We start from the raw sequence: 25,344 nt of genomic DNA, 5'->3' as shown, positions 1-25,344 counted from the left end.
GCAACGCAGCCCGCGCCGTGGCCCCTTGCAGCAGACGCATGGCTAGGCTTTCAAGGCTTGAACTTCTGCCATATAGCCGCCCGCGTCTAACCAATCCTGTTCCGATTGCGTCGTTGCACGCCCCAGCGCCGCGTTGCGCGTCGGGAAGCGCCCGAATTTTGCAATGACAGCCTGATGCGCTTTGGCATGCAGGATGTTTTCTGGGCTGCCGGGAACACGTTCGGTAAACAGCTTGACCGACAGTTCCTGATCAACGGCGTTTTCGGAGTGCTCGAACGGCAGATAAAAGAACTGCCGTTCGGGTTCGGGCACGTCCAGATCCCAGCCCTTGGCCAAGGCCTTGCGGGCGGCAGACCGGGCCAGCGGATCGCTGGCGAAACTCTGCGCCGTTCCACGATAGATGTTGCGCGGCAATTGGTCGGTCAGGATCAGATAGGCCAAGGTCGCCGCAGGCCCGTCCACCCAATGGTCCAGATGCCCCAGCGCCGCGGCCTCGACATCCTCCCCCAAGGTGAGGCGGCAGTGCAGGTCGATCTCGTCGCCGCCTTTATACCAGCCTTCTTCGCCAATCTCGCCCAGCCAGAAATCCAGCACCTCACGCGGGTCTGCCATCGGTCTTCCTTCCCTCATCCTCAACCACAACCCCGACCGCCACAGCCGAGGCCGTGGGCGTCAGCCCCGCAAAACCCGCCGTCCCGGCTGGGGCGGCCCGTTGCGTCATCCGCCAAGCCGCATAGCCCGCTAGCGCCAGAAACAGCAGCGAAATCACCAGAAAGTATCCGCCAGGTCCGACGACACCCATCACCCAGCCTGTCACCAAGGGCCCGCCAATCGCCCCCAGCCCGTTCAGAAAAATCATTCCCGCGCTGGCGCCAGCCATTTGATCGGTCGGCAGAAAATCGTTCGTATAGGCAATGAGCAACGAATACAGCGGGTTGATCACCCCACCCAGAACCAAGCCTGCTGTCAGATAGGCCCAGAACGGCAAATCGGCCAAGGCGGCCACCAACATCACCACGCCGCCCACCGCTGAAAGGCCCAAGATCAGGTTGCGCCGGTCCATCCTGTCTGACGCCCAGCCAACGGGATATTGCAGGATCAGGCCGCCCAGATACATCACGCCGACAAAGATCGAAATCTGCCGAACCGATAGCCCCGTCTGCGCACCCCAGACGGTCGACATGCCGAACATCGCGGCAAAAATCCCCCCGGTCAGCAACATGCCCATGCAGCCAAGCGGAGAGATTCGGAACAGTGCCCGGAACGACAGGCCCTTGGTGGTGTCAAAGGTGGGTGCAGGCGTGGGGGTCAGCAAAATCGGCATAAAAGCCAGCGAAACCAGCACCGAAGGAATGACGAACAAGGTGAAATCCGTCGGCTCGGCCACGTTCAACAGCCCCTGTGCCGCGATAATGCCCAGCATCTGCACGATCATATAGGCCGATAGCGCCTGGCCCCGCGTTTCGTTGGTCGCCGTGTTGTTCAGCCAGCTTTCGGTGGTGATGTAGATGCCGGAAAAGCAGAAGCCGATCAGAACGCGGAGGCCGGTCCAGACCAGCCATTCGGGGGCGACGGGATAGATCACCAGAACGGCCGAAATCATCGAAGCAAGGGCGGAAAAGACGCGGACATGGCCGACCTTGCGGATCATGCCGGGGGTGACGCGGGCGCCGAACAGGAAACCCACGAAATAGCCCGACATGACGATCGACAATTGAAAGGTCGTAAAACCCTCAATCGTGCCCCGGATCCCTAGAAGCGAGCCTTGCAGTCCGTTGCCGACCATCAAGAGCAAGATGCCCAACAGCAGCGGCCAAGATGTTTTCAGAACCTTCAGCATGGGCCCTCCTGCCCCTTGCTAACACGGAGCCCTGACGCTGCCATCACCTTTGCGTATAATTTGCCAAAAACCTGTAGCGGGCCGTGAAGAAGTGAAAGGCGGCCCGCAAGGCCAATTGCGCCTTGGCAGGCCGCACCGTTATTCTCATCGGGCGATACGATAAACGGTCCCGTCAGTAACAGACAAAAACCAGACTGAACCATCCGGAGCCTCGACCACGTCGCGGACGCGGGCGGTTTCTGCGCTGGACAGGCGTTCCTCGGCATAGGCCATCTCGGGGTCAAGCCGGGAAAGATAGTCGCTGTTCAGGCTGCCGGTAAAGAAATCGCCCTGCCATTCGGGGAACATTGATCCCTGATAGACCATCAGGCCAGAGGGGGCGATGGAGGGATCCCACATCTTGACCGGCTGTTCCATGCCCGCCTTCGCGGTTCCTTCGCCGATGGTGCCGCCACCGTAATTCTCGCCATAGGAAATGACCGGCCAGCCATAGTTCTTGCCGGGTTCAATGCGGTTCAATTCATCGCCACCCTGCGCGCCATGTTCCACCGCCCAGATCTGACCCTGGGCATCGACAGCAAGGCCTTGGGGGTTACGGTGGCCCAAGGTCTGCACGCCGCGCAGGGCACCTTCGATGGCGGCGGGGGCAACGGCGTCGCGGGTCAGGGCGATGATCTTGCCCTCGGGCCGCGAAGGGTCTTGGGCTTGAAGCCCATCAGGGCCGGTGCCGCGGTCGCCGATGGTCAGATAGACAGTCCCATCCGCCCCTTCGACAAGGCGCGAGCCAAAGTGTCGCCCGCCCTGGCCGCCTTGGGGCGATTGGAAGATGGGGGTAAAGCCTTCCAGCCGGGTGCCGTCCTGTGACAGGGTGCCCCAGCCGACAGCGGTGCCCGCACCATCGCCCCGCGGTTCGGCATAGGAAAGCCAGACGGCGCGGCTGGTGGCGAAATCGGCGGGGATCAGAACATCCAGCAAGCCGCCCTGACCGCTGGCATAGACTGCGGGCAGGCCCTCAACCGCCTGCCCCTCACCGCCACCCGCCGGATAAAGCATCAGCCGCCCGTCGCGTTCGGTCACCAGAAACTGCCCGTCGGGCAGAAAAGCCAAGGCCCAAGGCTCGGTCAGGCCCGTCACCACGGGGCTGACCTCCATATCGCCGAGCGAAGTGCCCAGCACCTCGGCCCAAGCGCCGGTCGCGCCCATGAACAAAAGCCCTGCCGTCAGTCCCAGTTTCTGCATCATCTTCTCCTGCTGTTGTTCCCCAGCTAGGAACAAAAGCCCGACAATCCAGCCCTGTTCACATCATTGTTCCGGCAATGGGCAGTATTTCGCCCGCTTTTCCCTGCTTTTCTTTTGTTTTCGCCCGGTCTAGGCTCACGCTCAGGATAATGATCCGACATGGGAGAAACGAATGAAAAAGCTGCTCATCGCCACGGCTGCCAGCGCGCTTATGGCCGGTGCCGTTCAGGCGGAAGAGGTCAAGATTGGCGTTCTGATCGGGTTCACCGGCCCGATTGAATCGCTGGCCCCGGCTATGGCCGCCGGTGCCGAAATGGCGCTGAAAGAACTGAGCGACTCGGGCAAGTTCCTGGATGGCTCTACCCTGGTGCCGGTGCGCGCCGACACGACCTGCGGCGACAGCGCGGCGGGCACGGCGGCGGCGGAGCGTCTGATCACGGCCGATCAGGTAAAGGGCATCATGGGGGCGGACTGTTCCGGCGTGACCGGCGCTATCCTGCAAAACGTGGCGCGCCCGAACGGAATGGTCATGATCTCGCCCTCGGCCACCTCGCCTGCGCTGACCACGGCCGAAGATGACGGGCTGTTCTTCCGCACCGCGCCGTCGGATGCGCGCGAAGGCGAAGTCATGGCCGACATTCTGGTAGAGAAAGGCGTGAAGTCCATCGCGCTGACCTATACCAACAACGACTATGGCAAGGGTCTTGCGGAATCGATCGCCGCGGCCTTTACCGCCAAGGGCGGCACGGTCACGATCAACACCGCGCATGAAGACGGCAAGGCCGACTATTCGGCCGAAGTCGCGGCGCTCGCCTCGGCGGGCGGCGACATTCTGGTCGTGGCGGGCTATCTGGATCAGGGCGGCAAAGGCATCATCCAGGCCTCGCTCGACACTGGCGCTTTCAGCACCTTTGGCTTGCCGGGCGGCATGATTGGCGACAGCCTGCCCACCGCGATTGGCGAAGGGCTGACGGGTTCCTATGGCCAGATCGCCGGTTCGGATTCGGAAGGGGCCAAGAAATACGAAGAGATGGCTGCGGCGGCTGGCTTTGACGGCACCTCGGCCTATTCGCCGGAATCCTATGACGCGGCTGCCCTGATCGCCCTGGCGATGCAGGCCGCCAAATCGTCGAACCCGGCGGATTACAAGGGCAAGATCATGGAAATCGCCAACGGTCCGGGCGAGAAAATCTATCCGGGCGAACTGGCGAAAGGTCTTGAACTCTTGGCCGCTGGCACAGCGATTGACTATGAAGGGGCGACCGCTGTGACCCTGATCGGACCGGGTGAAAGCGCAGGTCGCTATCGCCAGATCGAGATCAAGGACGGCAAGAACGAAACGGTCGGCTTCCGCTAAGGCCTGCTGAACGGAAAGGCCCGGTGCTTTGCGCCGGGCCTTTGCACAAGGACGGATCTGCCCGGCCAAGTGGCGGACCATCAGGGGAACGACATGATCAAGGTTGAAGACCTGCACCGGCATTTCGGGGCCTTTCGCGCCGTGGACGGGGCGAGCATTGAAATTGCCAAGGGCAGCATCACGGGGCTGATCGGGCCGAACGGCGCGGGCAAGACGACGCTGTTCAACGTCATTGCGGGGCGTCTGCCCCCGACGAGTGGCCGCGTTTTCATGGATGGTGAGGATATCACCGGCCTGCCGCCGCATGAATTGTTTCACAAGGGCCTGCTGCGGACCTTTCAGATTGCGCATGAGTTTGGCTCCATGACCGTGCGGGAAAACCTGATGATGGTGCCTGCCGCGCAGTCGGGTGAAACGCTGTGGAACGCCTTTTTCAACCGGGGCCGGATTGCATCGGAAGAACGGGCCTTGCGCGACAAGGCGGATGAGGTGCTGGATTTTCTGACGATCAGCCATCTGGCCGACCAAAAGGCGGCGAATATCTCGGGCGGGCAGAAAAAGCTGCTGGAGCTGGGGCGGACGATGATGGTCGATGCCAAGATCGTCTTTCTGGACGAGGTGGGGGCGGGCGTGAACCGGACCCTGCTGAACACCATCGGCGATGCGATTGTGCGGTTGAACAAGGAACGGGGCTACACGTTCTGTGTGATCGAACATGACATGGATTTCATCGGGCGGCTGTGTGACCCGGTGATCGTGATGGCCGAAGGCCGGGTTCTGGCGCAGGGCACGGTGGATCAGGTGAAGAACGACGAACGGGTGATCGAGGCCTATCTGGGCCGGGGTTTGAAGAACAAGATCACCGCCTGAGCAATCTTATCCTAGCCCCGCTTCGGCCCTAAAAAAGCACAATTGCGGATCACATTGCCCCTAACGCCCCGAGGAAGGCGTTTGTGATTGTGCGGCATGAGCCCCATGCCGTTGTGTGGGAGTGAGGAACCAATGAAACTGAACAACCTGACCAAGGGGCTGCTGCTTGCAATCATGCTGACCCCTGTTTCTGCTATGGCTGAAGATTCGTCCAAAGCCTTGGCAAGCTTTGCAAAGCTGAACATCCAACCCTGGCTGCAAGACCCGCTGATTTTGGGCGAGGTGCGCAAACAGAATGAGGTGTCGAAAGATTTCTCTGAGGCCGAAATCATCGCTTTGGATGAAAAATGGCGTGCCGTGGTCGAGGCGGGCACCGATCCGCTGATCAAAAAGGTGATCAGCGGCAAGCTGGCCGATTTCCTGCGCAAAAAGAACGAAGGTTCAGGCGGGGCGATTGCCGAGGTGATCGTGATGGACGCCAAGGGGCTGAACGTGGCCGCGACGCAAGCGCCTTCGGATTTCTGGCAAGGCGACGAGCCGAAATTTCAGAACTCGGCCGGCAAAGGGCCGGAAGGGGTGGATTACGGTGCGGCAGAACGCGACGATTCCACCGGGGATTACATCGCCCAAGTCAGCTATCCGATTGTCGATCCGGAAACGCTGACGGTGATTGGGGCTGTGACAGTGGGCGTGCGGACGGCGGCGCTGGACTGAACAACCCTTGCATGAATTGCAGGCAATGGCCCCTCTGCGGGGCCATTGCAATTTGACGGGCGCCGGGCTGCCGGTGCATAAACAAGAAAAGATGACAGGGAATGGCGACAGTTTCGTGAAAGACAACAAACCGGGGACGGTGCCCTTTCTGGTGGGCGAGAACATGACCGGGGGCTATGGGGCCGTCGACATTCTGCATGGCTGCACCTTGGCCGTCGAAAAGGGCGAGATTGCCGTGATCGTCGGGCCGAATGGGGCGGGCAAATCGACGGCGATGAAAGCCGTCTTTGGCATGCTGCGCCTGCGCGGGGGGCATGTGCGGCTGGCGGGTGAGGATATCACCGGGCTGTCACCACAGGCGCGCGTGGCCAAGGGCATGGCCTTTGTGCCGCAGACACAGAACATTTTCACGACCATGACGGTGGAAGAGAACCTAGAAATGGGGGCCTTCCTGCGGCGGGACGACATTCGCGCGACGATGGATCAGGTTTATGAGCTGTTCCCGATCCTGAAAACCAAGCGGCATCAGGCGGCGGGGGAATTGTCGGGGGGGCAGCGGCAGCAGGTGGCTGTGGGGCGCGCGCTCATGACGCAGCCGAAGGTGCTGATGCTGGACGAACCGACGGCAGGGGTTTCGCCCATCGTGATGGATGAACTGTTCGACCGGATCATCGAAGTGGCGCGGACGGGTATTTCGATCCTGATGGTCGAACAGAACGCGCGGCAGGCGCTGGAGATTGCCGACAAGGGCTATGTTCTGGTGCAGGGGGCGAACCGCTATACCGATACGGGCGCGGCGCTGATGGCCGATCCGGACGTGCGGCGGACCTTTTTGGGGGGGATGTGATGGCTGTGCGTTCCAGCCTCGGTTTTTTTGCATGCGCGCTACAGATTTTGCTGGGCGGGTTTTCTGCCCATGCGGAACAATCCACCATGTATCTGGGTTCGTGTAGCGTCTACGCGACATGCAAAGCGGAATGGCCGCTTGATTGTCGCGAGACATCAGATGCCACCCAAATCATCATGTCCTTTGATGTGAGTGCTGCCGGCGAAGTCGTGAGTGTCTGGGTGAAAAACAATCACAACGAATTCGAGGGAATGGGGTTTGAGGCTTTCACTTTCGCAGAAATGGCTGGCGCACCCTTCGAAAGTACTGAAACTGCGTTGCAGAAAGCGCTCGCATATGATGGCTTAGCCGAGGCCGCATGGTATGACTACAATAACGACAATCAAAATGCAGCAAACCTGACAATTGTCACGTCAGACCGTGCTTATTCACCTACGGAGCCAGTAAAAGTGATCAAGGCTTCCTGCAATTTTCCAGGGAGCCAGTGATGATCGGGCGTTTCATCTTTTTGGGCGCGGTCATGGCCCCCCTGCCCGCCTTGGCCGACTACAACAACCTGACCTGTGCCATGACCCTGCAAGCCTGCGATATGGCGCGGGATACGGATGGGTCTTGTCCCACGGGCAGCGAAGCCACGGCGCAGATCTATGCCGAGGGTGAGAATTGGTATCTGGCAACCAAGGGCATCGGGCCGGGTGGCGGCGACCGTCTGCTGGAGCTGAAAACCCATATGACCGAACCGCAGCGCGTCTATGTGATCTTTGACCACGAAGGGCTGGATGGCGGGTTCAGCCACACGCCGGAAGGGGCGGCCAAGCTGACGCTCGCCAGCCTGCAAGAAACCTATCTACACGAAGAATACTGGACTGGCACCTGCCAGAGCCCCGGATAAGGCGATGGTGAAACCAAGATCTTCACAATTTCTGGCATATGCGGTGCTGGCAATCTGGCCCGCTACGCTATCCGCTCAAGTGTCAGAGGATATGAATGCAGTTATGAAGGTTGAATGTCAACTTACAAAAGAATGCGATGTTCACGGCGAATGCCGCGATAAAGCTTCTGACTATACCTTTGAGTTTTCTGGGAACGAGGATCGTCACGGTGTGGGCGAATACAAGATGTTGCTAAACGGTGTCGGTCAGGATGCGATCAACATGTCGATGGCTGGGCCGCTCATGTGGTTTGAAAATGAGGAAATCCATATGCTGACCTCCCTCTCTTCCGAAGAGGCTATATGGACTTTTCGGCCAGAAAGCGACCGGAAGGAAGGCTGGGTTCGTTTCCTAAGATGCAGCGAAGGGGGCCTTTGATGGACCTGCTGAACGCCCTTGTGGCTTTTCTAAATTTCGTCTTCGTCCCCGCCGTCGCCTATGGCGCGCAGCTTGCCCTTGGGGCCTTGGGCGCAACCCTCATCTATGGCGTCCTCAGGTTTTCCAACTTTGCCCATGGTGACACCATGGCCTTTGGGACGATGGTGACGATCCTGTTCACCTGGTGGTTTCAGTCGATGAGTATCACCGCGGGCCTTTTGCCCACAGCCCTGATCGCCCTGCCCTTTGGCATCCTTTGCACCGCTCTGTTCGTGCTGGGCACCGACCGCGTCGTCTATCGCTTTTACCGCAAGCAAAAGGCAAATCCGGCCATTCTGGTGATCGTCTCACTCGGTGTCATGCTGGTGATGAACGGCGTCGTTCGCCTGATCATCGGGGTTGAGGAACAGAATTTCGCCGATGGCGGGCGGTTCCTGATCTCGGCAGGCGACTTCAAAGCCGCAACGGGGCTGGCCGAGGGGCTGGCGATCAAATCAACGCAAGCCATCACGCTGGTCGTGGCGGTGATCTGTGTGGCTTGGCTGTTCTGGTTCCTGAACCGCACCCGCACAGGCAAGTCCATGCGCGCGTTTTCAGACAATGAGGATCTGGCGCTGCTGTCGGGCATCAACCCCGACCGCGTCGTCGCCGTCACTTGGATCATCACCGCTGCCCTCGCCACCATTGCCGGGGTGCTTTACGGTCTGGACAAGAGCTTCCGCCCCTTTGTCTATTTCCAACTCCTTCTGCCCATCTTTGCCGCCGCCATCGTCGGCGGTCTGGGCAACCCTTTGGGGGCCATCGCCGGCGGTTTCATCATCGCCTTTAGCGAGGTGATGGTGACCTATGCTTGGAAAAAAGTGGCAACCTATGTGCTGCCGGACAGCATGGCCCCAGACAGCCTGCTGCAACTGATGTCCACCGATTACAAATTCGCGGTCAGTTTCGGCATTCTGATCATCGTTCTGCTGTTCATGCCCACGGGCATCTTCAAGGGCAAATCCACATGAACCGCACCTTTCTGCTGTTTCTGGGCGTTGCTGCCCTTTATGCGCTGACCGGCTTTTTCCAAAGCTGGAACTTGGCGCTATCGATCCTGACCGCTGTTCTGCCCTCGACCATCATTGCCTTGGGGCTGAACATCCAATGGGGCTATGCGGGGCTGTTCAACACCGGCCTGATGGGCTTTTCGGCCTTGGGCGGGCTGGCGGTGGTTCTGGTCGCCGCCAAGCCTGTGGCCGAGGGGTGGGATGCCGGTGGGCCGGGCATTTTGCTGGGTCTGTTTCTGGGGGCCGCGTCGATTGCCGCCGCGATCTTTGGCTGGAACCACATGGAAAAGGGCCGCGCGCGCGCCTTGACCGTTGCCGCGATTCTGATCGGCGGCTTTGTCCTGTTTCGCTGGGTCTTTGACCCTGCCGTCATGGCGGTTGAGGCGTTCAATCCCGCGACGGCGGGGAATTTGGGTGGCTTGGGCATCAACCCGCTGCTGGCCTGGCCTGTGGGCGGGGTCTTGGCGGCACTGGCGGCTTGGGGCATCGGCAAGGTGGCCTTGGGCCTGCGGTCGGACTATCTGGCGATTGCCACGCTGGGCATTGCGGAAATCATCGTCGCCGTGTTGAAGAACGAAGACTGGCTGACCCGCGGAGTCAAGAACGTGATCAGCCTGCCCCGGCCTTGGCCTGTGCCGCTTGAGGTGAACATCCAGACGCAGGAATGGTTCATCAATCTGGCCGCCGCCTTTGGGGCCAATCCGGTCACCGCCTCCTCCATCTTTGTCAAATTGGTTTATTGCACCATGTTCGGCACGGTTCTCGTCCTGCTGATCTGGATGCTGGAACGCGCGCTGAAATCACCCTGGGGCCGCATGATGCGCGCCATCCGCGACAACGAAGTCTCGGCCGAGGCGATGGGCAAGGACGTGACCCGCCGCCACTTGCAGGTGTTCATCCTGGGCTCGGCCATTGTGGGTATGGGCGGTGCGATGCTGACCTCGATGCACGGCCAGTTGACGCCCACGACCTATAACCCCTTGGGCTGGACCTTCCTGATCTGGGTGATGGTGATCGCGGGCGGTTCGGGCAACAACTGGGGGGCGGTTCTGGGCGGCCTGCTGATCGGCTGGCTATGGCTGATCGCCGAAAGCCTTGGGCCTTCGCTGATGGGGATGGTCACGGTCGGCATGGGTGACGGGCCGCTGAAAGCGCATCTGGTCGATGCCGCGCCGCATATGCGGTTGCTGACTTTGGGGGTGATCCTGCTGCTGGTGCTGCGGTTCAGCCCAAGGGGGCTGTTGCCAGAGAAATAGAAAAGGGGGCCAACGCCCCCTTCTGATTGATCATCCCAAGGCATAACCTGCGCCGCGCACGGTGCGCAGCAGATCCTCACCACCAAACTGGCAAAGGGCTTTGCGCAACCGGCCGATATGGACATCGACGGTGCGGGTTTCGACATAGATGTCGCGGCCCCAGACACGATCCAAAAGCTGTTCTCTGCTCCAGACCCGGCCCGGCTTTTCCATAAAAGTGGCCAGCAAACGAAATTCGGTCGGGCCCAGTTTCAAAACCTTTTCCCCGCGGTGAACGCGGTGGGTTTCGCTGTCCAGCCGGATGTCCTGAAACTCCAGCAGAACGCCCACGGTCGAAGGCCGGGCGCGCCGCAGGTTCGCTTTGACGCGCGCCATCAGTTCAACGACCGAATAGGGCTTGATCACATAGTCATCGGCCCCGGTTTCCAGACCCCGCACCCGGTCCACCTCTTCCGAGCGGGCGGAAAGCATGATCACCGGCACCTTGCGCGTCTCGGGCCGGGATTTCAGCCGACGGCAGACCTCCAGTCCCGAAAGGTTTGGCATCATCCAATCCAGCACGATCAGATCAGGCAATTCCTCGCGCACAAAGGACATGGCCTCTTCCCCATCCTCGGCCTGCACCACCCGAAAGCCTTCGGCCTCAAGGTTATAGGAAAGAACCTCGCGCTGCGCCGGTTCATCCTCGACCAACAAAACCAAAGGTTGCCCCACCCCGGTCATCGCATTCATCCCTCTGCACCAGGCAGCGAGACCGTATCCAGTTTCGGCCTTGCCTCATCGGGTACATCGCCCGTCACCAGATAAATCACCTGTTCGGCGATCCCCGTGGCATGGTCGCCCACCCGCTCGATGTTTTTTGCGATGAAATGCAGGTGCATGCAGGCGCTGATCGAACGCGGATCTTCCATCATATGGGTCAGGAACTCGCGGAACAAAGCGTTGTACATCTGGTCGATTTCCTGATCGCGCTGCCGCACCTCTTGCGCCATGGCGACATCGCGGCGGATATAGGCGTCCAGCGCATCTTTTAGCATCAGTTGCACCGATTTCGCCAAACGACGGATGGAACCCGCCGAGGCGCCAACCGGGGCCATATCGGACAAGACCAGCGTGCGTTTCGCCAGGTTTTTGGCGTGATCACCGCAGCGCTCCAGTCCACTGGCGATTTTCATCACGGTCAGAACGGTGCGCAAATCGCTGGCGGTTGGCGCACGAATGGCAATCAGCCGCGCCGCTTCGGTATTCACCTGCATTTCTAGGGCGTCGATGGCACTGTCGGCCGACCGCACCCGCTGGGCCAATTCCACGTCCCGCTCTTCCAAAGCGCGTGAGGATTCCAGCAAGGCGTCCTCAACCAGACCACCCATCTTCATGATCATCGCCTGAACCGCCTCCAGATCGCGGTCAAAGGCGCTGGCGATGTGTTTTTCGTTGTTCATCATTCTGCCCCTTAGCCGATCCGGCCCGTGATATAGCTTTCAGTGCGCGGATCTTTCGGGTTGGTAAAGATCTGCCCGGTTTCGCCGTACTCGACCAGCGACCCCAAGTGGAAAAAGGCGGTCCGCTGCGACACCCGCGCGGCCTGCTGCATCGAATGGGTCACGATCACCACGGAAAACTGGCTGCGGAGTTCGTCAATCAACTCCTCGACCTGCGCGGTCGCAATCGGGTCCAGCGCCGAACAGGGTTCGTCCATCAACAGAACTTCGGGGCTGGTAGCAATGGCGCGGGCGATACACAGGCGCTGCTGTTGCCCCCCAGACAGGCCGGTGCCGGGGGCGTCCAGACGATCCTTGACCTCGTTCCACAGCGCCGCCTTGCGCAGGCTGCTTTCGACGATCTCGTCCAGATCGGCCTTTTTGCGAGCCAGACCGTGGATTTTAGGGCCATAAGCCACGTTGTCGTAAATCGACTTGGGGAAGGGGTTCGGCTTTTGGAACACCATCCCCACCTTGGCGCGCAATTGCACCGGATCAACGCGAGGGTCGTAGATGTCCTCCCCTTCCAAATCGATCCGACCTTCCACGCGGCAAACGGCAATCGTGTCGTTCATCCGGTTCAGGCAGCGCAGGAAGGTGGATTTCCCACAGCCCGACGGGCCGATAAAGGCCGTCACCGTCTTGTCCAGAATGTCGACATCAACATCCTTTAGGGCATGGTTCTGGCCATAATAGACCTGCACCTTGCGGGCGGTGATCTTGTTCACTTGGGTATCCACAGCGCGCTCCAGCAGTCGCATATCATTCATTTTTCTAACCCTTTACCAGCGCCGTTCAAAGCGGCGGCGCAGCAGGATGGCGGTGACGTTCATCACCATCAGGAACAGCAGCAGCACGATGATCGCGCCGTTCGACCGTTCGACGAAAGCCGGGTCCGAGCGTTGGACCCAGGTGTAGATCTGCACCGGCAAGGCGGTGGCGGGATCCAGCACCCCTTCAGCCGGGGCAGAGGGGTAGTTATCGACAAAGGCCACCATGCCGATCAGCAGCAGCGGGGCCGTTTCGCCCAAAGCGCGGGCCAGACCCAGAATGGTGCCGGTCAGGATGCCGGGTGCGGCCAAGGGCAGCACATGATGGGCGACCGTCTGCATCTTGGACGCGCCAACACCCAGCGCCGCATCGCGGATCGAGGGCGGCACCGCTTTCAGGCTGGCACGCGTGGCGATGATGATGGTTGGCAGCGTCATCAGCGACAGAACGAAGGCACCCACCAGCGAGGATGACTGCGGAAAGCCTGCGAAATTGATAAAGACTGCCAACCCAAGGATCCCGAACACAATCGACGGCACAGCAGCCAGGTTCGAGATATTGACCTCAATCAGATCAGTCCATTTGTTCTTGGGCGCGAACTCCTCAAGATAAACTGATGCCGCGACCCCGATGGGCAGGGTGATGATCAAGACCAAGACCATCATGTATGCCGAACCAATCATCGCCACGCCCAGACCAGCCGCTTCGGGCCGTTGGTCGGACGCATCGGGGTTCTTCAGAAAGCCCCAGTTGAAGCCGCTGGTGAGGATGCCTGCCTTGCGCAGGGCATCGGACAGAACCAGTTGTTCTGGGCTGATATTGCTGTCCTTTTGCGCGCTTTCCATCGTGACGCGGCCTTTCAGATAGCCGTCGATCCGGCCATTCGCCAAAACCGTCACCTCGATGGTTTGCCCCAGCAGATCTGGGTTGGCCAGCACATCATTCCGCAGCGCCGCGGGCGCATCTTTTGACAGCATTGCGGCCAGTTCTTTTTCTGACACGCCTTCGGTCGAGATGCCCTGCGCCACCAGATGGGCGACAAAGCTTTGCGCCATCACCTTGCCATAGGTCACCGTTGTCGCCTTGCTCATCTCGGCCACATCGCGGTTGCCGCTCTTGTCCAGCGTGGCGGCGTCCAGCGTCACCGGAAAGGTCAGGCTGGCCTGACGAAAGGCCGAAAGCCCATCCGACAAGATGGTCGTCAGCATGATCGCCAGCATCGTGAGCGCCAGAACGATCGCGGCCAGTCCATAGGCCTTAAAGCGGGCTTCGGCGCGGTTGCGGGCGCGCATGCTGGGCGCCTGCACCAAGATGGACCCATGCTTTGACCTGGCCGCCGGACCCGAAGCGGGCATCTGGTTTGCGGTTGCGTCGGTCATTCGTATTGCTCCCGGTAGCGGCGCACGATGATCAGCGCCAGCACGTTCAGACAAAGGGTGATCACGAACAGCGTCATCCCAAGGGCAAAGGCCACCAGCGTTTCAGGGCTGGCAAAATCGGTGTCGCCGGTCAACTGGCCGACGATTTTTACGGTCATGGTGGTCATCGCCTCGAACGGGTTCAGGCTCAGCTTCGCCGCAGCCCCAGCCCCTAGCGTCACGATCATGGTTTCCCCAATCGCGCGGCTGGCAGCCATCAGCACGGCCCCCACGATCCCCGGCAGTGCCGCAGGCAGCACCACCTGACGCACGGTTTCGGATTTGGTCGCCCCTAACCCCAGCGAGCCATCACGCATCGCCTGGGGCACGGCGTTGATGATGTCATCCGACAGCGAGCTGATGAAGGGGATGTTCATGATCCCGATCACGATGCCTGCGGTCATCACCGACGATCCGCTGTTGCCCAGCCCCATCGGTTCGGCAAACCAATCGCGCAGCAAGGGGCCAACGGTCACAAGGGCGAACAGACCGAACACCACGGTTGGGATCCCGGCGATCACCTCAATCAGTGGCTTGACCCAGGCACGGACCTTGGGTGTCGCATATTCCGACAGATAGATGGCGGCGAACAGGCCAATCGGCACCGCCACCACCATGGCCACCAGACTGATGTAAAGCGTGCCCCAGATCAGCGGCAGAACCCCCAGTTCCGACCCGCCCTTAAAATTGGGCGACCATGTCAGGCCAAAGAAAAAGTCGGCGATGGGATATTGCTGGAAGAAATGGATCGTCTCGGTCAGCATCGAATAGACGATGCCAAAGGTCGTCAGGATGGCGATGGTCGAGGCCAGGATCAACAGACCCAGCACCACCTTTTCCACCCGGTTGCGCGCCCAGAAGTCGGGCTGCGTGAGCCGCACGGCCCAAGCGACGCCCAAGGCCGCGACAGCCAGAATGACAATGGTACGCCAAAGGGCAAAATTCGATTGCAGGCTGCGATACTCCTGCGCGCCGTTCAGGATTGGCGCTGTCACTTCCGACCCCAGCGCCACGCCCACTTCGGCCAGAACGCCACGCAGTGTGACAGGGTCCAGCGTCGGGCTGGTGGCTTGTTCTGCCCCAAGACGCCCGGTTTCCACAGCGGTTTCCAAGCCCTGCGCCAAGCGGCGCACATCGGCCATCACCAGTTGCGCCGCCGAAGCATCGGCAGTCATCTCGGTCGGCATATGGGCAAAGACCTGCCGTTCCACCACCATCGGCTGGGCGATCAGCCAGACGGCCAGCATCAGGATCGACGGCACAAGGGCCATCACCACGCCATGCCAACCGTGAAAGCCGGGGAGCGAATGCAGCTTGCGAGCATCGCCCGCTACCATCGCCAACGCCCTCTGGCGGCACAGCACAAAGGCCGTGGCAGCGATGATCAAGAGCACGACCAGAGTCATGAAAACAGACATGGAAACCTTCCGGTTCGGATAGGGAAAGCGACCCCCGGCATAAAACCGGGGGCCGCAGTGATCAGCTTATTCCAGCGGGGCCATCGGCGTTTCGGCCTCAACAGCCGCTTGGGTCGCGGCCAGTTCCGGGTCCGACACCAGACCGTATTCGGCCAAGGGGCCATCCGGGCCTGCCATTTCGTCGCTGACGAAGAAGGTCACATATTCCTTCAGGCCGGGGATCACGCCGATGTGGGCTTTCTTGACGTAGAAATACAGCGGACGCGACACCGGATAGTCGCCGGCTGCGATGCTTTCCACTGTCGGGATCACGCCGTTCATCGTCGAAACGCGCAGCTTGTCGGTGTTGTTCTGATAGAAGGACAGACCGAACACGCCGATGGCGTTCTTGTCTGCATCCAGACGGGCCAGCGTTTCGGTATAGTCACCGTCGATGTCCACCGAACGGCCATCGGTGCGCAGCTTCATGCACAGCTCTTCGGCCTTGTCTTCATCACCGCCGTTCGCTGCGGCAAAGGCTTCGAAAGCGCCGCTGTCTTCGCAACCTTTCACGATGACCTTGTCATCGAACACTTCGCGCGTGCCATGCTTGGTGCCGGGCACAAACATCAGAATGTCTTGCGCGGGCAGGGCTGCGTTCACTTCCGACCATTGCGCAGCCGCGTTGTCGACGATGGCACCGTCTTTCAGAACCTGCGCGGCGACCGCGTTGTAGACATCCGCCGGGGTCAGCGGGAATTCGGCGCCGTTCACGTCCGAGGCAAAGACGATCCCGTCATAGCCAAACCGCACTTCCATGATTTCGCCTACGCCGTTGGTGGCACACAGCTCCACGTCCGACTTGGAGATTTTCGAGGACGAGTTCGCGATGTCGACGGTGTTTTCGCCCACGCCTTCACACATCTTCTTGCGGCCAGCGCCCGAACCGCCGCCTTCGACCACCGGGGTCGGGAATTCAAAGTTCTCGCCGAAGGCCTCGGCCACGATGGTGGCGTAGGGCAGCACGGTCGAAGAACCGGTCACCTGCACCTGATCACGGGCAGAGGCGGTCACGGCAGACGCGGCAATCAGCGCGAGCGTCGAGGCGGTCATTTTCATCGGCGACATTGGATACTCCTGTCATCAGCCTGGTCCGGCGACGCAAGCAGCGCCCCCTTGGGTTTGGCGTCTAAAGCCCGCAGGCCACGCTTTTGCGACAGTATTGTAACAGTGATATGACAGATGGCTTTTCAGCGATATTTCTGCCCGCAATCTGGCAGGCCGCGGCAGGCGCAAGATTTGCCCACTCGGTCCGCTAACGTGGCAGAATCACAGTGAAAGTGCTGCCCTGCCCCGGGGCGCTTTCAATCTTGAGCCGCCCCCGGTGCCGGTTGACGATGTGTTTTACAATTGCCAGCCCCAGCCCCGTGCCGCCCTGCCGCCGCGACCGGTGCGAATCTACCCGATAGAATCGTTCGGTCAGACGCGGGATATGCACCGGGTCCAAGCCTTCGCCCTGATCCACCACATCCACGCGGACCGAGGGCCCGCGCAGCATCGGATCGTGATCATTCGTTGTGACACGTACCGTCACCTGCTTACCCGCACCGCCGTATTTCACCGCATTCTCGATCAGGTTCTGCCAGACCTGCCCCAACTGATCTGAATCGGCGGGCACCGTCACTGGCGTCTTGCAGCCTTCTAGCACCACCCTGACCTGCGCCTCATCGATCGTCTGCCGCAGGATCGCCAACACCCCTTGGATCGAGGCTTGAACCTCCACCTGTTCCGTTGGCCTCTGCCGTTCCTGCGCCTCCACCCGGCTGAGCGATAAAAGGTCGCGTACCAGCCGCGTCATCCGCGTGGCCTCACGCTCCATGATGTCCAGAAACCTCTCCCGCGCCGCCGCATCATCCCGCGCGGGCCCCCGCAGCGTTTCGATGAAACCGATCAGCGCCGTCAGCGGGGTGCGCAGTTCATGGCTGACATTCGCCACGAAATCGCGCCGCACCTGCCCTATCTGTTCCTGCTCCGTCAGATCCTCGAACACGCAGACCGCCCCGCGCCCATCGCTTTGCTCCAAGGGCGTCACCGTCACACGCCACAGCGATTCATGGGCACCGCCAAACGATATTGGCTGAACCACCGCCCGTTCCCCCCGCGCCAAAGCACGCTCTACCGCCTGCATCAAACCCGGCTGCCGCATCCCCATCGCATGATGCCGCCCCAGCGCCGCCGGATCGATCAGGGCCCCTGCCGCCGTATTCATCGCCATCAGCCGCTCATCCGGCCCGATGGCCACCATCGGCATCGGCACGGCCTGCACCAGATCAAACAAAAGCGCGGTTGCGGTCATAGCATCCCCCAGGGTTTTCCCGGCCATGCCCAAAGGATGTGACGCTTGCATGACAAAAGCGCCAGAGAAAACCTAGCCGCGCGTCATGGCCAACAAAAGCGCCAGCAATTCTGCCCGATTGGACAAAACGATATCCGACATATCGGCAAGCCAAGCCCCATCCGCTGCCAACCGCACGATGGTCAGAACTGGATCGCTATCCGTCACGCTATTCGCCTGAACCTGACCAGAAAACCAATTCGCCCACATAGCGCGCAGCCGCGCATCCGATAGCATCGCCACATAAACTGAAGCCCAAGGCCCCCCCTTTTCCGTCGGTTCCAGTTCGAACACACTGCGCAGATAGGCGCGCGTAAAGGCGCCACGGCGTTCTGGATCGGCCTGCATCTGGTCGGCCAGCACTTTGCCCAAGGCTTCCAGATGTTCGGCAAACATCGCATCGACCAAGGCCTGTTTCGTCGCGAAATGGTGCATCAGACCGCCTTTGGTCACACCTGCCGCGTCGGAGACTGCCTGCACCGTCACCGCATGCAGCCCCTGCTCCACCGCTAAGCGTGCGGCATGATCCAGCAAGGCCCGCCGGATACCCTCAGGGTTTTTCTTGCGACTATGGGCGGCAGTCATCCGTGCCCCCCGGCCTGCGAGAACAGGTTGATCACTAAGACCCCGCCGATGATGAGGCCAATCCCTGCGATCGCCGCAAAGTCCAGCGACTGCCGAAGAACCAAGGTGCCCACCATCGCCGTCAGCACAATCCCCACCCCTGACCAGACCGCGTAGGCCACGCCCAGCGGGATCAGTTTCAGTGCCTGCGACAGCAGGAAGAAGGAGGCAACATAAAAGGCCACCACCCCCAGTGTCGGCCAAAGCCTTGTGAACCCGTCCGACTTCGCCAGAAAGGTGGAACCGATCACCTCCAGCACGATGGCCACGGAAAGGATTGAATAGGCGTGGATGGGCGACATGGGAATCTCCTAAATTTAAAGAAACCATACGTTTGGTATGTTTCAAAGTCTAGCGCAAAAGAAAACGCCAGAGACAATGCTCTGGCGTTTTCAGAATTATGGTGGGCGATAACGGATTTGAACCGCTGACATCTTCGATGTGAACGAAGCGCTCTACCGCTGAGCTAATCGCCCGTGGCGCGGGGTTTAGCTTTCCTCGGGCGCGGGTGCAAGAGGGGTTTTCGCCTTCTTTTCACCAGCAGCCTTTTCACCGGGGCGACGCAGTTTTACGATAATAACCTCACCGTTCGGACGCTCCTTGCGCCGCATCACTTGAAGCTTGCCCAGTCCCGGCAGGTTCAGCTCTTGCCCGTCGGCCAAAAGCAGCCCCAGCGCGGTCAAGGTGGCCTCGACCACGGGCTTCGCCTGCGGCTTCTTTGCGCCAGTGGCCGTGACCACGGCGTCGATCAGATCGCCCACTCGGGTCACCGTCGCCCCTGCGCCATCTGATTTGCCCTCGGCCTGCACTGGTTCTTCCACCTTCTTTTTCGTCGCCATCCTGTCATCCCCTTGCAAAAGAAAACGCGCCGCAGAAAACTGCGGCGCGTTCATGGTCATATCGGCCCGGTCATCAATGCGCCGTTTGGCCAGTGGCCGGGTCGGCCGCCAGTTTCCGGGCCGCAGCGGCGGCTTCTTCCGCCGCTTCATCCCATTCCACCGCCTCGGGCTGCCGGACCAAGGCCTGCGCCAGCACTTCCTTTACATGCCGAACCGGAATGATCGTCAGACCATCCTTCACGTTCTGCGGGATTTCGGTGAGATCTTTTTCATTCTCTTCCGGAATGAAGACCGTCTTGATCCCGCCGCGCAGCGCCGCCAGCAGCTTTTCCTTCAAGCCGCCGATGGCCAAGGCATTGCCGCGCAAGGTGACCTCACCCGTCATCGCAATGTCCTTGCGCACCGGAATGCCGGTCAGAACAGACACGATACTGGTGACCATCGCAAGACCCGCTGAAGGCCCATCCTTGGGCGTCGCCCCTTCCGGAACGTGGACATGGATATCCACCGTTTCGAATTTCGGCGGCTTCACCCCGATTTCTGGGCTGATCGATCGCACATAGGACGCCGCTGCTTCGATGCTTTCCTTCATCACATCGCCCAGCTTGCCGGTCGTCTTCATCCGGCCCTTGCCCGGCAGGCGCAAAGCTTCGATCTGCAAAAGATCGCCGCCCACGCTGGTCCAGGCCAGACCCGTCACGACACCAACCTGATCCTCCAGCTCGGCCAGACCATAGCGATAGCGTTTCACCCCAAGGAAGCTTTCCAGCTTATCCTCGGTTACATCCACCGATTTGACCTTGCCCTTGACGATTTCCGTCACGGCCTTGCGCGCCAGCTTTGCCAGCTCGCGTTCGAGGTTCCGAACCCCGGCTTCCCGCGTATAGACCCGGATCACCTCGGTCAGCGCCGCATCGTCAATGCTGAACTCGCCCTTTTTCAAACCATGTGCCTTGATCTGTTTCGGGATCAGGTGGCCCTTGGCGATTTCGCGCTTTTCATCCTCGGTGTAACCCGACAGCGGAATGATCTCCATCCGGTCCAGCAGCGGCCCCGGCATGTTATAGCTGTTCGCCGTGGTGACAAACATCACGTTCGACAGGTCGTATTCCACCTCAAGATAGTGGTCGACAAACGTGTTGTTCTGTTCCGGATCCAACACCTCCAGCAAAGCGCTCGCCGGATCGCCCCGGAAATCCTGGCCCATCTTGTCGATTTCATCCAACAGGATCATCGGGTTGGTCGTCTTCGCCTTTTTCAGCGCCTGAATGATCTTGCCGGGCATCGACCCGATATAGGTCCGCCGGTGGCCCCGGATTTCGCTTTCATCGCGCACACCGCCCAGCGAAATGCGGATGAATTCACGCCCCGTTGCCTTGGCCATCGACCGCCCCAGCGAGGTTTTCCCCACGCCCGGAGGGCCGACAAGGCACAGGATCGGCCCCTTCAGCTTGGCCGAACGCGCCTGCACCGCCAGATATTCGACGATCCGTTCCTTGACCTTTTCCAGACCATGGTGATCCGCATCCAGCACAGCCTGCGCTGCCCCAAGATCCTTTTTCACCCGGCTTTTCGTGCCCCACGGCACGCCCAGCAACCAATCCAGATAGTTGCGCACGACGGTCGCCTCGGCGCTCATCGGGGACATGCTTTTCAGCTTTTTCAGCTCGGCCTCGGCCTTTTCCCGGGCCTCTTTCGAAAGCGCGGTCTTGGCGATCTTTTCTTCCAGCTCGTTCAGCTCGTTCTGGCCATCCTCGCCATCGCCCAGCTCCTTCTGAATGGCTTTCATCTGCTCATTCAGATAGTATTCCCGCTGTGTCCGCTCCATCTGACTTTTCACGCGGGATTTGATCTTTTTCTCGACCTGAAGGACGCTCATCTCGCCCTGCATATGGCCAAAGATCTTTTCCAGCCGCTCACCCACGTCCAGCGTTTCCAAAAGCTCTTGCTTTTGTGCGACGCTCACGCCCAGATGCCCGGCCACAAGGTCGGCCAGCCGCGCCGGATCGCGCGCCTCGGACACCGCAGCCAGGGCCTCTTCCGGGATATTCTTTTTGATCTTCGAATAGCGCTCGAACTCCTCGGCCACGGCGCGCAGCATCGCCTCGACACTGGCACGGTCACCTGGCGTTTCTTCCAACCGCTCGGCATAGGCCTCAAAGAACGAGGCATTTTCGACGAATTCAGTGATCGTCACCCGGCCCTTGCCTTCGACCAGAACCTTGACAGTCCCATCGGGCAGTTTCAGCAGTTGCAGCACATTGGCCAAAACACCGGTGCGGTAGATCCCATCCGCCGCCGGATCATCCACCGTCGGGTCAATCTGGCTCGACAAAAGGATCTGGCGGTCATCGCCCATCACCTCTTCCAGGGCCCGGACCGATTTTTCACGGCCGACGAACAGCGGCACAATCATATGCGGAAAGACCACGATGTCGCGCAAAGGCAGCACGGGGAAAGAGGCGGTAAAATCTTCGCTCATTCGCGTATCCTTGGTTCTGGCAGGAATCCCGGCCCCGATGATCGGCAGCCTTCGTTCCCCCGGATGCTTCTATCTGTGATCTGAACCCGAAAGTTTCAACCACGAATGCGCGATCATGGCGCTGTTGCCCGGCGGGGGCAAGAGGCCGCCTTCACAGTGGCTCGATGTCGCCTTCGGCGCGGCGCGCGTGGAAATCGGCCACAAAACCTGCCAGGCGCTGTTCGGCAATCGCCGCCCTGAGCCCCGCCATCAGCACCTGATAGTAATGCAGGTTGTGCCAGGTCAGCAGCATTGACCCGATTATTTCCTGCGCCTTTACCACATGGTGCAGATAGGCCCGGCTGTAGTTCCGGCACCCCGGGCAACCGCACCCCTCTTCCAAGGGCCGGGGATCATCGGCATGACGCGCGTTTTTCAGGTTCACCTGACCCCGCGCGGTCCAGCCCTGCCCTGTGCGCCCCGAACGACTGGGCAGCACGCAATCCATCATGTCGATGCCGCGCTCGACCGCTCCCACGATGTCATCCGGCTTGCCGACGCCCATGAGATAGCGCGGCTTGTCCGCAGGCAGCATATCGGGTGCATAGTCGAGCACGCCAAACATCGCCTCTTGCCCTTCGCCCACCGCCAGACCACCGACCGCATAGCCTTCAAAACCAATCGCCTTCAGCGCCTCTGCGCTCTCCGCCCGCAACTCTTGCGTCACACCGCCCTGCTGAATGCCGAACAAAGCATGACCCGGACGGTCGCCAAAAGCATCCCGCGAACGCTGCGCCCAACGCATCGACAGGCGCATCGACTTGGCCACCTCCGCCTCTGTTGCAGGCAGCGCCGGGCATTCATCGAAACACATCACGATATCCGAGCCCAAAAGCCGCTGAATCTCCATGCTGCGTTCCGGCGACAGCATATGCGTCGATCCGTCAATATGCGATTTGAACCGCACGCCCTCTTCGGTCAGCTTACGCAGATCGGCCAGACTCATCACCTGAAACCCGCCGCTGTCCGTCAGGATGGGCTTGTCCCAATTCATGAACCTGTGCAGCCCACCTAAGCGCGCCACCCGTTCCGCGCCGGGGCGCAGCATCAGGTGATAGGTGTTGCCCAAAAGGATATCGGCCCCTGTCGCCGCCACGCTGTCGGGCAGCATCGCCTTGACGGTCGCCGCCGTGCCCACGGGCATAAAGGCGGGCGTGCGGATATCGCCACGGGGGGTGTGGATCACGCCGGTCCGGGCGCGGCCATCGGTGGCTTGCAGGTCGAAACTGAATTTTGTCATAGCATCTTTTCGCGCGGCAGCGTCCTGCCGTAAAGCCGGAATCGGCTTGGCAGGGCTTGGGGCTTCCGGCATCATCGCCCCATGACCCAAGCAAGCCCCCTCGCCCGCACCCTGGCCGCCATTGACGCCGCCAATGCCCTTGATCCGAACCTTGAGGATGGCCGCCCCGCCGCCCTGCTTTATGGTGAGCGTATGAGCGCAGAATTGGCCCGCCTGTTCCCCGAGGCATCGCCCCTGCTGCAAATCGCAGCGCGCGGGCAGCATGTCGAACGCTGGCAGGTGGCGCGGGAAACTTACCCCGAAGGGCGAGAGGGTTATCTCACATGGCGGCGCGATCTGGGGCGGCGTCATGCGGATCGGGTCGCAGGCATGATGGCCGACGCCGGGTTTTCGGCGGAAGATCAGGCGCGCATTGGCGTGATGCTGCGGAAAGAGGGGATCAAGCGCGATGCGGAAGTGCAGGCGCTGGAGGATGTGATCTGCTTCACCTTCCTCCGCTGGTATTTCGCGCCCTTCGCCGCCAAACATCCCGCTGAGGCGGTGCTAAAGATCGTCGAGAAAACCGCCCGCAAAATGTCACCCGAAGGCCGCGCCCGGGTTTTGGCGGAATTCCCGCTGCCCGAAGATCTGGCCGCCGCCTTTCGCGCCGCACCCTAACCCCTCATCTTTTCTTCAAAATATCCTCGGGGGAGGGAACGCAGTGACCGTGGGGGCGGAAGCCCCCACCGCACGAAGGGGCCTCGATGGCCCCGCCGGGCGGCCCTAAAGCGCGGGCAGGCCGCAAGCCTGACGGAAGGCCGCATCCCGAATATCCACCTCTTGGCCGCAATACTGGTCTGCCGCAGCGCTGCAAAGCCAGGCAATCGCCTGCCCCGGCTCGGCGGGATTGGCCAGATCACCCTGCGGAACTTGGGACACCGGGTTGATCCCCGAGGCGCGGATTTCACCCTGCATCCCCGTATCGACAACCCCCGGCGCAAAACCAAAGACGCGCAGACCCTGCCCGCCAAATTCCTCATGCAAAGACCGCGTCAGCATGGCAAGCCCGGCCTTGCCCGCACAATAGGCGCTCCACCCTTCCAAGGGGCGCCGGGCCGCGCCCGAGGATAGGTTGACAACCGTCAACCCCCTTGGCCCCCGCGCACGAAGCGCCGTTTGCACCGCCCGAAAGGCCGCCGTCAGATTCGTGGCGATGTTCTTGGCCCATGCGTTAGGGTCCACCTGATCCAGCCGCCCGATGGGCCCAATCACCCCGGCGTTGTTCACCAGAATGTCGAACCCCTGCCCCAGCAAAGCGTCCATCCCCGGCGCATCCAGCATGTCGCAGATATGTTCTGTCGCCCCGGCAATCGGCTCCCCCGCCCGCCGCGTCGTATAGGACACCCGCGCCCCAGCCCCCAGCAAAGCCAAAGCCGCCGCCCGCCCGATGCCCCGATTGCCGCCGGTGACGAGGGCGGTTTTGTTGGAAAGGTTCATCCTTGGCGCATCCTTTGAAGCTGACTTGATCCTTTGATCAGAAGTCCCGCCCGGCGACCAGCCGGGCCGCGCCCGTCCGCCCCCTCGGGCGGGCGCGATGGCAACCTTGGGCCAAGCGCGACGTCGTTCGGGGCTGCACCATAAACCAAGGGGTTCAATCGCCGCACGCCCACCCGCGGACGGTCACGGCCCTCAGCGCGTGGATCAGCCGTTGAAAAGATCAGAGTGTGGCAAAGGCCTTGGCCATCGCGGCGATCATCACTGCCGCCTTTTCGGCAGGCAAATCGGCAAAGCGCGCCACCTTGACCTGTTCATTCTAAGCGCGCGGATGGGGCAAGGCAAAGCCCTGCCCCAACTGTCCGTCAGGCGACACCGCTATTCAGCAGCCATTCGTCTTGCGGAAAGCATCCGCATTCTTAGCCGCATTTGATCTGCGCCTACGACATGGCCTGAAAACGTGAAGCCATTTCCGACAGCTCGCCCGGATACAACCAACTCAAATCGCTCCACCGCGCCGAATATTGATTGTGCCTCGCTGTCCACTCTGATCACGGCAACTCGACCGAAATAGAGCCCACCTCTACAGTCCATGCGACCGCGATAGATATAGCCCCCGTCACCGCCCCAGATCCTAGTCCGATCTTGTGTGTTTGTTTTGTGTTAAGGTTTGCCCCTGCGCTGCGGTCCAACGCTTTGCAGG

Annotated in this window: 26 protein-coding genes and 1 tRNA gene; 10 read left to right on the top strand and 17 right to left on the bottom strand. The window is 60.8% G+C overall.

Annotated features, from left to right (window positions below; translation table 11 throughout):
- Positions 1–42: 42 nt before the first annotated feature.
- The 3 genes from IE095_RS00140 to IE095_RS00130 all read right to left on the bottom strand — a co-directional run bounded on the left by IE095_RS00140 (position 43) and on the right by IE095_RS00130 (position 3,079).
- Positions 43–612 (bottom strand): DUF924 family protein, encoded by a 570-nt coding sequence (locus tag IE095_RS00140; RefSeq protein ID WP_189409327.1) that lies wholly within the window; start codon positions 610–612, stop codon positions 43–45.
- Positions 596–1,840: an MFS transporter gene (locus IE095_RS00135; RefSeq protein WP_189409325.1), complete on the bottom strand. Its 1,245-nt coding sequence runs from the start codon at positions 1,838–1,840 to the stop codon at positions 596–598. The genes IE095_RS00140 and IE095_RS00135 overlap by 17 nt, the downstream gene beginning before the upstream one ends.
- A 144-nt stretch (positions 1,841–1,984) precedes the next feature.
- The gene (locus IE095_RS00130) at positions 1,985–3,079 is read right to left on the bottom strand and encodes a PQQ-dependent sugar dehydrogenase (protein ID WP_308428858.1); all 1,095 of its coding nucleotides are present in this window, start codon (positions 3,077–3,079) and stop codon (positions 1,985–1,987) included.
- Positions 3,080–3,251: 172 nt separating this feature from the next.
- Between IE095_RS00130 and IE095_RS00125 the strand changes: the two genes are divergently transcribed.
- The 9 genes from IE095_RS00125 to IE095_RS00085 all read left to right on the top strand — a co-directional run bounded on the left by IE095_RS00125 (position 3,252) and on the right by IE095_RS00085 (position 10,482).
- On the top strand, positions 3,252–4,436 hold the full coding sequence (locus tag IE095_RS00125) for an ABC transporter substrate-binding protein (RefSeq protein ID WP_189409321.1): 1,185 nt from the start codon (positions 3,252–3,254) through the stop codon (positions 4,434–4,436).
- Between the two features lie 93 nt (positions 4,437–4,529).
- On the top strand, positions 4,530–5,306 hold the full coding sequence (locus IE095_RS00120) for an ABC transporter ATP-binding protein (RefSeq protein ID WP_189409319.1): 777 nt from the start codon (positions 4,530–4,532) through the stop codon (positions 5,304–5,306).
- A gap of 132 nt (positions 5,307–5,438) precedes the next feature.
- Positions 5,439–6,020, top strand: coding sequence for a hypothetical protein (locus tag IE095_RS00115; RefSeq protein WP_189409317.1), 582 nt, complete (start codon positions 5,439–5,441; stop codon positions 6,018–6,020).
- 91 nt (positions 6,021–6,111) lie between these two features.
- Positions 6,112–6,867 (top strand): ABC transporter ATP-binding protein, encoded by a 756-nt coding sequence (locus IE095_RS00110; RefSeq protein ID WP_229804374.1) that lies wholly within the window; start codon positions 6,112–6,114, stop codon positions 6,865–6,867.
- A complete protein-coding gene (locus IE095_RS00105) occupies positions 6,867–7,355 on the top strand; it encodes a hypothetical protein (RefSeq protein ID WP_189409315.1) in 489 nt (162 codons plus the stop codon). The genes IE095_RS00110 and IE095_RS00105 overlap by 1 nt, the downstream gene beginning before the upstream one ends.
- Positions 7,355–7,759, top strand: a complete 405-nt coding sequence (locus tag IE095_RS00100) for a hypothetical protein (protein ID WP_189409314.1) — start codon at positions 7,355–7,357, stop codon at positions 7,757–7,759. Before IE095_RS00105 ends, IE095_RS00100 begins: the two co-directional genes overlap by 1 nt.
- A 4-nt stretch (positions 7,760–7,763) precedes the next feature.
- Complete coding sequence (locus IE095_RS00095) at positions 7,764–8,177, top strand: hypothetical protein (protein ID WP_189409312.1); 414 nt, start codon at positions 7,764–7,766, stop codon at positions 8,175–8,177.
- On the top strand, positions 8,177–9,187 hold the full coding sequence (locus IE095_RS00090) for a branched-chain amino acid ABC transporter permease (RefSeq protein ID WP_189409310.1): 1,011 nt from the start codon (positions 8,177–8,179) through the stop codon (positions 9,185–9,187). The genes IE095_RS00095 and IE095_RS00090 overlap by 1 nt, the downstream gene beginning before the upstream one ends.
- Positions 9,184–10,482, top strand: coding sequence for a branched-chain amino acid ABC transporter permease (locus tag IE095_RS00085; protein WP_189409308.1), 1,299 nt, complete (start codon positions 9,184–9,186; stop codon positions 10,480–10,482). The genes IE095_RS00090 and IE095_RS00085 overlap by 4 nt, the downstream gene beginning before the upstream one ends.
- A 30-nt stretch (positions 10,483–10,512) precedes the next feature.
- Here IE095_RS00085 and phoB read toward each other — a convergent pair whose 3' ends face one another.
- The 13 genes from phoB to tgt all read right to left on the bottom strand — a co-directional run bounded on the left by phoB (position 10,513) and on the right by tgt (position 23,168).
- On the bottom strand, positions 10,513–11,205 hold the full coding sequence (gene phoB, locus IE095_RS00080; protein ID WP_189410103.1) for a phosphate regulon transcriptional regulator PhoB: 693 nt from the start codon (positions 11,203–11,205) through the stop codon (positions 10,513–10,515).
- Between the two features lie 5 nt (positions 11,206–11,210).
- Positions 11,211–11,924 (bottom strand): phosphate signaling complex protein PhoU, encoded by a 714-nt coding sequence (phoU, locus tag IE095_RS00075; RefSeq protein WP_189409306.1) that lies wholly within the window; start codon positions 11,922–11,924, stop codon positions 11,211–11,213.
- An 11-nt stretch (positions 11,925–11,935) separates the two neighbouring features.
- A complete protein-coding gene (gene pstB / locus IE095_RS00070) occupies positions 11,936–12,733 on the bottom strand; it encodes a phosphate ABC transporter ATP-binding protein PstB (RefSeq protein WP_189409305.1) in 798 nt (265 codons plus the stop codon).
- A gap of 12 nt (positions 12,734–12,745) precedes the next feature.
- On the bottom strand, positions 12,746–14,113 hold the full coding sequence (pstA, locus tag IE095_RS00065) for a phosphate ABC transporter permease PstA (protein ID WP_189409303.1): 1,368 nt from the start codon (positions 14,111–14,113) through the stop codon (positions 12,746–12,748).
- Positions 14,110–15,570 carry a phosphate ABC transporter permease subunit PstC gene (gene pstC / locus IE095_RS00060; protein WP_189409301.1) on the bottom strand — a complete coding sequence of 487 codons (1,461 nt, stop codon included), beginning with the start codon at positions 15,568–15,570 and terminating at the stop codon, positions 14,110–14,112. The genes pstA and pstC overlap by 4 nt, the downstream gene beginning before the upstream one ends.
- 66 nt (positions 15,571–15,636) lie before the next feature.
- Positions 15,637–16,677 carry a substrate-binding domain-containing protein gene (locus IE095_RS00055; protein WP_189409299.1) on the bottom strand — a complete coding sequence of 347 codons (1,041 nt, stop codon included), beginning with the start codon at positions 16,675–16,677 and terminating at the stop codon, positions 15,637–15,639.
- A gap of 187 nt (positions 16,678–16,864) precedes the next feature.
- Positions 16,865–17,905, bottom strand: a complete 1,041-nt coding sequence (locus tag IE095_RS00050) for a sensor histidine kinase (RefSeq protein WP_189409297.1) — start codon at positions 17,903–17,905, stop codon at positions 16,865–16,867.
- Between the two features lie 72 nt (positions 17,906–17,977).
- Positions 17,978–18,529, bottom strand: a complete 552-nt coding sequence (locus IE095_RS00045; RefSeq protein WP_189409295.1) for a TetR/AcrR family transcriptional regulator — start codon at positions 18,527–18,529, stop codon at positions 17,978–17,980.
- The gene (locus tag IE095_RS00040) at positions 18,526–18,870 is read right to left on the bottom strand and encodes a DMT family transporter (protein WP_189409294.1); all 345 of its coding nucleotides are present in this window, start codon (positions 18,868–18,870) and stop codon (positions 18,526–18,528) included. The genes IE095_RS00045 and IE095_RS00040 overlap by 4 nt, the downstream gene beginning before the upstream one ends.
- Before the next feature lie 99 nt (positions 18,871–18,969).
- Positions 18,970–19,044: transfer RNA gene (locus IE095_RS00035), tRNA-Val, on the bottom strand.
- A 12-nt stretch (positions 19,045–19,056) separates the two neighbouring features.
- Positions 19,057–19,467 (bottom strand): HU family DNA-binding protein, encoded by a 411-nt coding sequence (locus tag IE095_RS00030; protein WP_229804373.1) that lies wholly within the window; start codon positions 19,465–19,467, stop codon positions 19,057–19,059.
- 13 nt (positions 19,468–19,480) lie between these two features.
- Positions 19,481–21,889 (bottom strand): endopeptidase La, encoded by a 2,409-nt coding sequence (gene lon / locus IE095_RS00025; protein ID WP_189409290.1) that lies wholly within the window; start codon positions 21,887–21,889, stop codon positions 19,481–19,483.
- 151 nt (positions 21,890–22,040) lie between these two features.
- The gene (gene tgt / locus IE095_RS00020; protein ID WP_189409288.1) at positions 22,041–23,168 is read right to left on the bottom strand and encodes a tRNA guanosine(34) transglycosylase Tgt; all 1,128 of its coding nucleotides are present in this window, start codon (positions 23,166–23,168) and stop codon (positions 22,041–22,043) included.
- Between the two features lie 81 nt (positions 23,169–23,249).
- Here tgt and IE095_RS00015 point away from each other — a divergent pair, with 81 nt between their 5' ends.
- Complete coding sequence (locus IE095_RS00015; RefSeq protein WP_189409286.1) at positions 23,250–23,825, top strand: DUF4202 domain-containing protein; 576 nt, start codon at positions 23,250–23,252, stop codon at positions 23,823–23,825.
- Between the two features lie 105 nt (positions 23,826–23,930).
- On the opposite strand, the gene IE095_RS00010 is transcribed toward IE095_RS00015, so the two are convergent.
- A complete protein-coding gene (locus IE095_RS00010) occupies positions 23,931–24,644 on the bottom strand; it encodes an SDR family NAD(P)-dependent oxidoreductase (RefSeq protein ID WP_189409284.1) in 714 nt (237 codons plus the stop codon).
- Between the last annotated feature and the right edge of the window lie 700 nt (positions 24,645–25,344).

This window comes from Neogemmobacter tilapiae, from assembly GCF_014652215.1.
GTDB classification, from domain to species: Bacteria; Pseudomonadota; Alphaproteobacteria; order Rhodobacterales; family Rhodobacteraceae; genus Neogemmobacter; species Neogemmobacter tilapiae.
The sequence above is the reverse complement of the archived record's forward strand: the minus strand, read 5'-3'. Positions and strand labels throughout refer to the sequence as shown.